Source organism: Streptomyces sp. (genome assembly GCF_031178505.1).
Lineage (GTDB): Bacteria > Actinomycetota > Actinomycetes > Streptomycetales > Streptomycetaceae > Streptomyces > Streptomyces gulbargensis.
This window is the reverse complement of the sequence record NZ_JAPSIW010000209.1, coordinates 1-9345: the sequence shown is the minus strand read 5'-3', so window position 1 is coordinate 9345 and position 9345 is coordinate 1. Positions and strand designations below refer to the sequence as shown.

Here is a 9345-nt window from a genome sequence, read left to right as displayed (position 1 = left end):
GCACGTTCCGTGGGATTCCGGGCTCCCGATTCCAGGCGGGACAGGTATCCGGTGGACATGCCCCCACCGGCGAGTGTCGCCTGCGAGATACCGCGTTCACGCCTCAATCGCTTGAGTCTGCGTCCGAATGCAGGCTGTTCCAGCATATGAAGCGCCCCAGAGCGAAGTGAGGGAACAGGTGGGCTCGGAAGCACCGGCCGACCTTCTTACGGTGGGCAAGGGTAACCGGACGGCCTCCGGCTTGGCAACTAGAAGGCGATGCTCCGCATAAAAGGATCACGGCGGATTGCCAATTTCTTGGCAACTCCTTGCCCACCGGTGATCACTGCACTAGTTTCGGCGGTGACGCCCTTCCCCGGCGTCGTCCCCCGGACTCCCGGCTCCGCCGGAGCGGCGGGGGACCCGGACCGGACCAGGCCGTCCCTTCACGAGAGGGTCCCCTTGACCGCACCACACCCCACGGCCCCCGGTGACGCCGCCCCGGACGAGCTCTCCCCGTCGCCCCCAGCCCGGGTGAACGTCCTGGTCATGGCCCTCGCCGGCGCCGTCACCGTCGCGAACATCTACTTCCCGCAACCGCTGCTCGAGGCCATCGCCCAAGGGCTCGAGGTGTCCCAGGACACCGCCGGCGTCATCGCCTCGGCCCTGCAGATCGGCTACGCCCTCGGCATCTTCCTGATCGTGCCCCTGGCGGACACGGTGAACGTGCGCCGCCTGACGACCGTCCTGCTGGTCCTGACCAGCGGCGGACTGCTCGTCGCCGCCGCCTCGCCCAACATCGTCACCCTGGTCGTCGCGACCCTCGCGGTCTCCACGACGACGGTGCTTCCCCAGGTCATCACCCCCGTGGCCGCCGCCCTCGCGGGCCCCGGGCGGAGCGGGCACGTCGTCGGCCTCATCGGCCTCGGCCTGACCCTCGGGTCGACCTTCTCCCGCTCGCTCTCCGGAGGGGTGTCGGACCTCAGCGGCAGCTGGCGCACGGCCTACGTGGTGGCCGCCGTGATGACCGCGGCGCTCCTCCCGGCACTCCGCCGCGCCATGCCGGAGCGGCTGGGCGCGGACCGGGCCCAGCTGCCCTACCGCAAGCTCCTGGCCACGCTTCCAGGGCTGCTCGCCTCGCACCGGGAGGTGGTGTTCTCCGCGTTCCTCGGTGCGACGGTCTTCGCGGCCTTCAGTGCCTTCTGGGCGACGCTGACCTTCCACCTGGCGGCGCCTCCCTTCCACCAGGGGCCCGCTCTCGCGGGGTTGTTCAGTCTGTACGGACTGCCCGCCGCGCTGCTCTCCGCCTACGCGGGCCGGCTCAACGACCGGTACGGCCCGACCGTGGTCAACGTCTGGGCCCTGGGCTGCATCGCCGCCTCCTTCGCGCTGTTCGCGTTCCTCGGGGACTCGATGGCCGCTCTGATCGCGGGCAGCAATTTGTTGATTCTAGGCACGAGCAGCAGCCAAGTTGCCAACCAGGCACGGCTGTTCGTACTCGGCGGGGACAAGGTGGCGCGCCTCAACACGATCTTCATGCTGTCGTCCTTCGGTGGTGGCGCGATCGGTTCGCTGGCCGGCGCCGCCGCCTACGGCGACCACGGCTGGACCGGCTCGGTGGCCGTCGGAGCCGCATGCGTCCTCCTGACCGCAGGTGCTCTCGTCGTGGAGCGCGCGATGCGCGTCCGCGCTGCCGGTCCGGCGTGATGTTGCCACTCGTCTGGAAATCACTTGCCCATGCGCGCGGATGCGCTGGCACATGCCCTGTGGGGGAATCATGAAGAAATTGTCAAAGAAGTGTCGGCATGTGCGGGAGTCGATACTTCCCGGACTCCACCGGGCCGGCGAGGAGTCGGGGAAATGACCCGCGACCGTTCCCTCGACGTGGCCGTGACCGGTATGGCCGCCCGATTCCCCGGCGGTTCCCTCACCGAGTGGTGGGAAGCGCTCAAAGCCGGCCGGGTGCTCACCACGCGCTTCACACGTGACGAGCTGCTCGGGGCCGGAGTGCCACCGGAACGCGCCGACCACCCCGATTACGTCCCGGTCCGCGGTCACCTGCCCCGGGCCGACCACTTCGACAACGACCTCTTCCACATCAGCCCGCGGGAAGCGGAACTGATGGACCCCCAGTCCCGCCTGATGCTCGAAGTGGCCTGGGCCGCCCTCGAGGACGCGGGAAGGAACCCGCGCGACGACTCGGTCCGCACCGGTGTCTACGCCTCCGCGAGCGGCAGCACGTACATGCGCGCCATGCTCACCGGCGGCGCCCTGGCACCCGCGGCTCTCGACCAGGCACTGCGCGGCACCGAGCCGGACTACCTGGCCACCCGCATCGCCTACAAACTCGGGCTCACCGGGCCGGCGCTGACCGTGCAGACCGCGTGCTCCTCGTCCCTCGTCGCCCTCCACACCGCCGTGCAGGCCCTGCTCAACGGGGAGTGCGACCAGGCCGTCGTGGTCGCGGCCGCGGTGGACTTCCCCCAGGCCGGCCATCTGTACGTGCCCGGCGGCATCCTCTCGGCCTCGGGCGTGTGCCGGCCCTTCGACGCCGACGCGGACGGTGTCGTCGCCGGCTCCGGAGTGGTGTGCGTGGTGCTGCGTCCGCTCGCGGACGCGACGGCCGAGGGCGCGGCACCGCACGGCGTGATCCTCGGCACCGCGATCAACAACGACGGCTCGACGAAGGCGGGTTACCACGCGCCGTCCGCCGCCGGACAGGAGGCTGTCATCCGCGCGGCCCTGCGCACCGCCGACGTCGACGCCTCCTCCCTCGGCTATCTGGAGGCGCACGCCACCGGAACCCGGGTCGGTGACCCCATCGAGTGGTCGGCCGCCTCGGCCGCCCTCGCCGGTCCGGGAGCCCGCCCCGGGCAGGTGGCGGTGGGAGCGGTCAAGGCCAACATCGGCCACCTGGACGCCGCCGCCGGGCTCGCCTCGCTGGTCAAGGCGCTCCTCGTGGTGAAGGAAGGCGTCGTACCGCCGGTGGCGGGCTTCGAGGTCCTCAACCCGCTGCTGGAGACGGACGGTTCCCCGCTCCGCGTCCCGACCCGTCCGGGTGTCTGGGACGGCCCCGCGGGACCTCGGCGGGCCGGCGTCAGCTCCTTCGGCATCGGCGGCACCAACGCCCACGCGATCATCGAGCAGGCCCCCGATCCCGAAACCGTGCCCGCCGCCGATGCCGTCGGCGTCGACCGGACGGCGCGCGAGCGCCTCGTGCTCCTCTCCGCCGCCACCCCGGACGCACTCGACCGGTCCGCGGAGCGGCTCGCCGCCCACCTGAGCGAGACGGCCCCCGACCTCACCGACGTCGCGCACACCCTCGCCGCCGGCCGCGCCGAACTGCCGCGCCGCCTCGCCGTCTCCGGCCGCGATCCGGCCGAGATCGCCGAGCGGCTCACCGGGGGAGCGCGGGTCGCGCGCGGCAGCAGTCCCGTCACCGGGCCCGCTCCGGTGGTCTTCCTGCTGCCGGGACAGGGCACCCAGCGTCCGGGCATGGCCCTGCCCTTCGCCGAGGAGCTCCCCGGCTTCTCCGTCGCGCTCGACACCTGCCTCGAAGCCTTCGTCCCGGAGCAGGCCGCCAGGATGCGCGGCGCCCTGCTGGACCCCGGGTTCCCCGCGCCCGAGCTGGAGGCCACGGAACTGGCCCAGCCCGCGCTCTTCGCGCTCGGACACGCCGCGGCCACCGCCCTGACCGGGCTGGGTGTGAGCCCCGCGGCGCTGATCGGCCACAGCCTCGGAGAGATCACGGCGGCCTGTCTGGCGGGCGTCCTGGGGCTGGCGGACGCGGCCCGCTTCGTGACGGCCCGGGGGCGTGCCATGCAGGGCTGCCCGCCGGGCGCCATGGTCGCCCTCGGCTGCGGCGGGGCCCGGGCGACGAAGCTGCTCGCCCAGTACGGCGGCACCCTTGAGCTCGCCGCCGTCAACGGACCGGACGACGTGGTCGTGGCCGGACCCGCGGACGAGGTCGAGGCCTTCCGCGCATGGCTCGGCGACCGCGCGTCCTCCCGTCCCCTGCGGACGAGCCACGCCTTCCACTCCGCCCTCGTGGAACCCGCCGTACCGGAACTCCTCGCCGCGCTCTCCGGCGTCCGTCTCGGCCGGCCCACCGTCCCGACCGCCTCGAACGTCACCGGCCGGATCGTCCCGGCGGGAGCGGAGATCGTCCCCGGGGCCTTCGCCGAACAGGCCCGCCGCACGGTCCGGTTCGCCGACGCCCTCGCCGAGGCGGCCGAACTGTTCCCCGGAGCCGTCGCGGTCGAGGTCGGCTCCGGCCGGGCGCTGTCGGCGGCGGCGGAAGCCGCCGGGCTGCGCACGGTGGCGCTGTCCTCGGCGCGCTCCGGGCACAGCGGGGAGGGGCCGCTCGCGGCCCTCGGCGCCCTGTGGACCCTGGGGCAGCCGCTCGACGTGGCGGCCCTCTGCGGCGAGGGCCGCAGGGTCCGCCTGCCCGGGTATCCGTTCGCCGGGCCGAGCCGGATCGCACCCGAGGCGCTGGCCGGGACCACCGGACGCGCGGGCACCCGGACCGGGGCGGCGACGCGTCCGCAGGAGCCGGGGACGACGTCGCCCGCGCCCGTCGCCACGGGCGTCCGGGGCGGCCGGAACACAGACGGCACGGACGACGTGCACGACACCGTGGTCCGCGCCTGGACCCAGTTCCTTGGCGCGAGCGCCCTCACCGACGACTCCGACTTCTTCGACCTCGGCGGCGACTCCCTCCTCATCACGCGGGTCACCTCCAGGCTGTCCGAGGACCTCGGCATCGACATCCCGGTGCGGTCGATGCTCGTGGCCCGTACGCTCGGCGGCCAGGCCACCCTGCTGAAGGGTCTGCTCGCGGCCGGGGCGCCCGAGCCGGCGGAGACGGACTACCTGGAGGTCAATCGCGCGCTGTGGGACGAGCGGGTCCCGATCCACGTCGGGAGCGACCACTACGACGTGGACGGCTTCCGGCGGGGCGCCGACCCGATCCGGGAGTTCGAGCTGAGTGAGGTGGGTGATGTCGCCGGCCTGCGCCTCGCCCATCTGCAGTGCCACATCGGCCTGGACACCCTCGCCTGGGCCCGCCGCGGCGCCCGTGTCACCGGGCTCGACTTCTCCGCCCCCGCGATCGAGCAGGCCAGGAAGTTCGCCGCCGAACTGGGGCTCGACGCACGGTTCGAGACGGCCGACGTCTACGAGTCGGAGGCCCGGCTCGGCAGCCGGGCGTACGACATCGTCTACACCGGCGTGGGGGCGCTCTGCTGGCTGCCGGACATCCGGAAGTGGGCCGAGACGGTCGTCTCCCTGCTCGCCCCGGGCGGGTTCCTCTACCTCTCGGAGTTCCACCCCTTCGCGGACACCCTGGGGTACGACGGACGGACCGTCGTCCACGACTACTTCGACTCCGGCCCCCAGATCAGCGACATGTCGGGGACGTACGCCGACACGGAGGCGTCGACCGAGAACTCCCGGGCCGTGGCCTTCCAGCACGGGCTCGGCGAGGTGGTGTCGGCACTCGTCTCGGCGGGGCTGCGCATCGACTTCCTGCACGAGCACGACATGACGATCTTCCAGAAGTTCCACTCACTGAGCGCGCACGCGGACGGCGTCTACACGACCGCCGACGGCAAGCCCCGGGTGCCCCTGATGTACTCGCTGCGCGCGACTCTCGACGACCGGCGGGGAGAAGCACTGTGACCAGTCACGAATCGGCGATCGTGTACGAGGACCGCTACCGTCCCGTGCTGGCGAACCAGCGGTCGGGCGGCACGCTGCGGGCCATCTACCAGGAGGTCTACGGCGAGGATTACCCGGACGAGGTGGAGCCCTTCGGCTTCGTGACCCTCGGCGACCTCCGGTCGTTCGCGGAGTTCCTCGCCCCGTTCGAGGTGACGAGCCTGCTCGACATCGGCTGCGGTCGCGGCGGTCCGGGACTCTGGGTCGCGCGGGAGCTGAAGGCCTCGCTGACCGGTGTCGACGTCGTCGCCGAGGCGGTGGCGGAGGCCGCGCGGATGGCCGAGTCGTTCGAGGCGGCCCCGCCGGCCGCGTTCCACACGGCGAGTGCGACGGACACCGGCCTGCCCGGGGACGGTTACGACGGCGCGATGAGCGTCGACGCGCTGTGGATGGTGATCGACAAGGCGGCGGCCTTCGCGGAGCTGGCCCGTCTGCTCACGCCGGGGAGCCCGCTGGTCTTCACGACCTGGGCGCCCTCGCACTTCGACTACTCCTGGTTCCTGGAGCCGGCCGGCTTCGAGGACATCGAGACCCGGCTCGTCGAGGGTTCCACCGAACGTCAGCTCGCCGTGTACCGGCGCATCCTGGACTCCAGGGAGGCGCTGGCGCGCGAGATGGGGGAGGCGGCCGCCCAGGTCCTCGTGGACGAGGCCGAGGACGCGCCCCGGTTCCTGGAGACGGTGCCCCGGGTCCTCGTCTCGGCGTTCAGGTCCTGAACCGGCCGGGTCGGCGCCCCGCCCGCGGGTGAGGCGCCGCCCCGGGGGGTGGTCACAGCGCGCGGTGCATGATGTGCAGCCCCACGTAGCCCTGCGTGGGATGCCGGAAGCCCTCCGGGAGCGTGCCGAGCACGGTGAACCCGAGGGAGGAGTAGAGCTTCACCGCGTGGGTGTTGGTCTCGACGACCGCGTTGAACTGCATGGCCCGGTAGCCCTGTGCGCGGGCCCACGTCAGGCTGTACTCGCCCAGGGCCCGGCCCACGCCCTGTCCCTGGTGCGCGGGGTCCACCATGTAGCTGGCGCTCGCGATGTGCGCCGCGTTGCCGAGATGGTTGCCGTTCATCTTCGCGGTGCCCAGAACCGTGTCACCGTCGACCGCGACGACGGTACGGTTCGGCGGCGTCAGGATCCACCAGTCCCGGGCCTCTTCCTCGCCGAGGTCGACCGGGTACGTGAACGTCTCGCCCGCCGCCACGATCGTGTGGAAGAAGGGCCAGATCGCCGGCCAGTCCGATGCGGTGGCTTCCCTGATCAGCATGGGAGAAGCATGCACTGCCGGGCGGCGGGGCGCCATGGTTCACGGGCTATTTCCTCCGGCGTCCGAGCGCCTTCGGGAAAGGCTCCACTCAGGAGAGTTGCCAACTGCTGGCAAACCTTGCCAGACCGCGACGGCTGTACTAGCTTCCTGGTCGGCGTGGGATGCCTTCGGCCTCCGCGATCAGCCACCCCTCAACCTCCCACGGAGTTGTCATGCGGAACTTCCCCAGACTGGCCCGCGTCCCCGCCCTGTTAGCCGTACTCGGCACTTCCACCCTCGGCACTTCCGCCCTCGGTACCGGCGCCGTGGCCGGCGACATCGGCTGGCCGGTCCTCCCGAAGCCCACCGTTTCCGTGGCCGCTTCCCTGGGGGACATCGGCTGGCCGTCCCCGCCGAAGCCCGCCGTTCCGCCGGCCGGTTCCCTGCGCGACATCGGCTGGCCGTCCCCGCCGAAGCCCGCCGTTCCGCAGGCCGCTTCCCCCGGCGGCGTCGACCGGCCCGCGGCGTGACCCACGGTCCCGCAGTGCCCTCGTACCCCGCAACGGAAAGTGATTCCGATGGCCTCTGACCCAGCCGCCGCAGCGGACGCCAAGACCGTGGTGATCGTGGACGGTTACTCGACCGGCACCTTTCTGCCCCCGGCCTTCTCCCGCCTCGGCATCGAGGCGGTGCACGTCCGCAGCACCGTGGAGCCGATGACCTCCATGCTCGCCCCGGATCCCGCCGCGTACCGCGAGCACCACCACTGCGGGGACGAGGAGTCCTTCGAGCGGACCCTGGACGCGCTGCGGGTCCTGAAGCCCGTGGCCGTCCTGGCCGGCCAGGAGCCGGGAGTCCCGCTCGCCGACGCGCTCAGCGAGCGGCTCGGCCTGGCGACGAACGGCACTGCGCTGTCCGGCGCCCGCCGTGACAAGTTCGAGATGGCCGAGGCCCTCCGGGCGGCCGGGATCCACTGTGCCCGCCAGTTCAAGAGCGCGGACCCGGCGGCCATCGTCGACTGGGCGGAGCGCGAGACGTCCTACCCGGTCGTCGTCAAGCCGCTCAGCTCGGCCTCCACCGACCACGTCTACCGCTGCCACGACGCGGCGGAGGTCGGGGCCGCGGCCCGGGCCGTGCTCGCCTCCACCGACATCTTCGACCGGCGCAACACCGAGGCGCTGGTGCAGTCGTTCCTCGAAGGCCCCGAGTACATCGTGGACACGGTCTCCGTCGACGGCGAGCGCTATGTGTGCGGTGTCTGGGAGTACGAGAAGCGGATCCTGCCCAGCGGGGCGAACATCTACGACCTCGATGTGCTCCTCGACCCGGCCGAGGAGCCGGTGCCCGAACTGATCGCCTACGTGGGCACCGTCCTCGACGCCCTCGGCATCCGGCACGGCCCGGCCCACGCCGAGGTGATCATGACGCCCGAGGGGCCGGCCCTCGTCGAGATAGGGGCCCGCCTCAACGGCAACATGAACCCCGGTTTCCACGACATCTGCGTCGGCACCAACCAGGCCGACCTGACCGCGCTCGCCTACGCCCGGCCCTGGGACTTCCGCACCCGCTACGCGGGACACGTCTACTCGCGCCGCCAGGCCGCGGCGGTGCACAACACCCGCACCGACCGGGACGGCCTGGTGACCGGCGTCGACCAGGCGGCCGTCGACCGGATCGCGGCTCTGCCCAGCGTCCATCTGGTGAGCGTGAAGCTGACCCCCGGCAAGCGCATCCGGCCCACCGCTGACCTGCTGACCAGCCCGCTGCGCATCTTCATGACCGCTCCCGAACAGGCCGCGATCCGCGCCGATCACCGGACCATCCAGAGTCTGAAGGACGAGGTGTACCAGGTGGACGAGGCCGGGCGCCGCCCCCGAGTGCTCCTGCTCGGCACCGACAAGTACGTCATGCAGGCGTGCCTGCGCCATGACGTCGACGCCGTGCTGATCTGGGGCCCCGGCAGTTACGACTACGGACTCGCCGAGGTCCCGGCCGGCATCACCGTGGTCCGGGTGGACGAGCAGAAGAACCCCGAGGCCGTTCTCATGGCGCTGCACCGGGAAGGGCTCACGGACCTCCCCTTCGACGGCGTGCAGACCTCGGACGAATGGTCGCTCGTGACGGCGGGGCTGCTCGCCTCCCACCTCGGCTGCCGCTTCGTCGTCGACCCCGCCACCGCCGTGTACTTCAGGGACAAGTCCCTCCAGAAGGGCCGGGTCGCCGCCGCCGGGATCCCGGCCGCCCGGGTGACCGTGATCGACGACGTGCACGACGTCTCGGCCCTCACAGAGCTGCCCTACGAGCGCGCCGTGCTCAAGCCGATCGCCGGGGCGGGGACCGCCAGGACCACGGTCGTCGACAGCCTGGAACGCCTCCGTGAGCTGAGCGACCGCTACCGCGAGGAGCACCTCGCCC

General features: G+C 72.1%; 7 protein-coding genes. 5 read left to right on the top strand and 2 right to left on the bottom strand.

The annotated features are described in order from the left end of the window. Positions 1-146, bottom strand: a 146-nt coding sequence (locus tag RIF68_RS16185) for a helix-turn-helix transcriptional regulator (protein ID WP_309051959.1), incomplete at its 3' end; no start/stop codon positions are given. 295 nt (positions 147-441) lie between these two features. Between RIF68_RS16185 and RIF68_RS16180 the strand changes: the two genes are divergently transcribed. The 3 genes from RIF68_RS16180 to RIF68_RS16170 all read left to right on the top strand — a co-directional run bounded on the left by RIF68_RS16180 (position 442) and on the right by RIF68_RS16170 (position 6413). Then, positions 442-1686: an MFS transporter gene (locus tag RIF68_RS16180; RefSeq protein ID WP_309051958.1), complete on the top strand. Its 1245-nt coding sequence runs from the start codon at positions 442-444 to the stop codon at positions 1684-1686. 153 nt (positions 1687-1839) lie between these two features. Next, positions 1840-5658 carry a beta-ketoacyl synthase N-terminal-like domain-containing protein gene (locus RIF68_RS16175; protein ID WP_309051957.1) on the top strand — a complete coding sequence of 1273 codons (3819 nt, stop codon included), beginning with the start codon at positions 1840-1842 and terminating at the stop codon, positions 5656-5658. Next, entirely contained in the window at positions 5655-6413 is a 759-nt protein-coding gene (locus RIF68_RS16170; protein WP_309051956.1) for a methyltransferase domain-containing protein, read from the top strand. Before RIF68_RS16175 ends, RIF68_RS16170 begins: the two co-directional genes overlap by 4 nt. 52 nt (positions 6414-6465) lie before the next feature. Here the strand turns inward: RIF68_RS16170 and RIF68_RS16165 are convergent, their stop codons facing one another. Beyond that, on the bottom strand, positions 6466-6951 hold the full coding sequence (locus tag RIF68_RS16165; protein ID WP_309051955.1) for a GNAT family N-acetyltransferase: 486 nt from the start codon (positions 6949-6951) through the stop codon (positions 6466-6468). A 212-nt stretch (positions 6952-7163) separates the two neighbouring features. On the opposite strand from RIF68_RS16165, the gene RIF68_RS16160 reads away from it, so the two are divergent. Together RIF68_RS16160 and RIF68_RS16155 are read left to right on the top strand one after the other, a co-directional pair. Then, on the top strand, positions 7164-7460 hold the full coding sequence (locus RIF68_RS16160; protein WP_309051954.1) for a hypothetical protein: 297 nt from the start codon (positions 7164-7166) through the stop codon (positions 7458-7460). A 48-nt stretch (positions 7461-7508) separates the two neighbouring features. Next, positions 7509-9345: ATP-grasp domain-containing protein (locus RIF68_RS16155; RefSeq protein ID WP_309051953.1), on the top strand; the 1837-nt coding region annotated here is incomplete at its 3' end.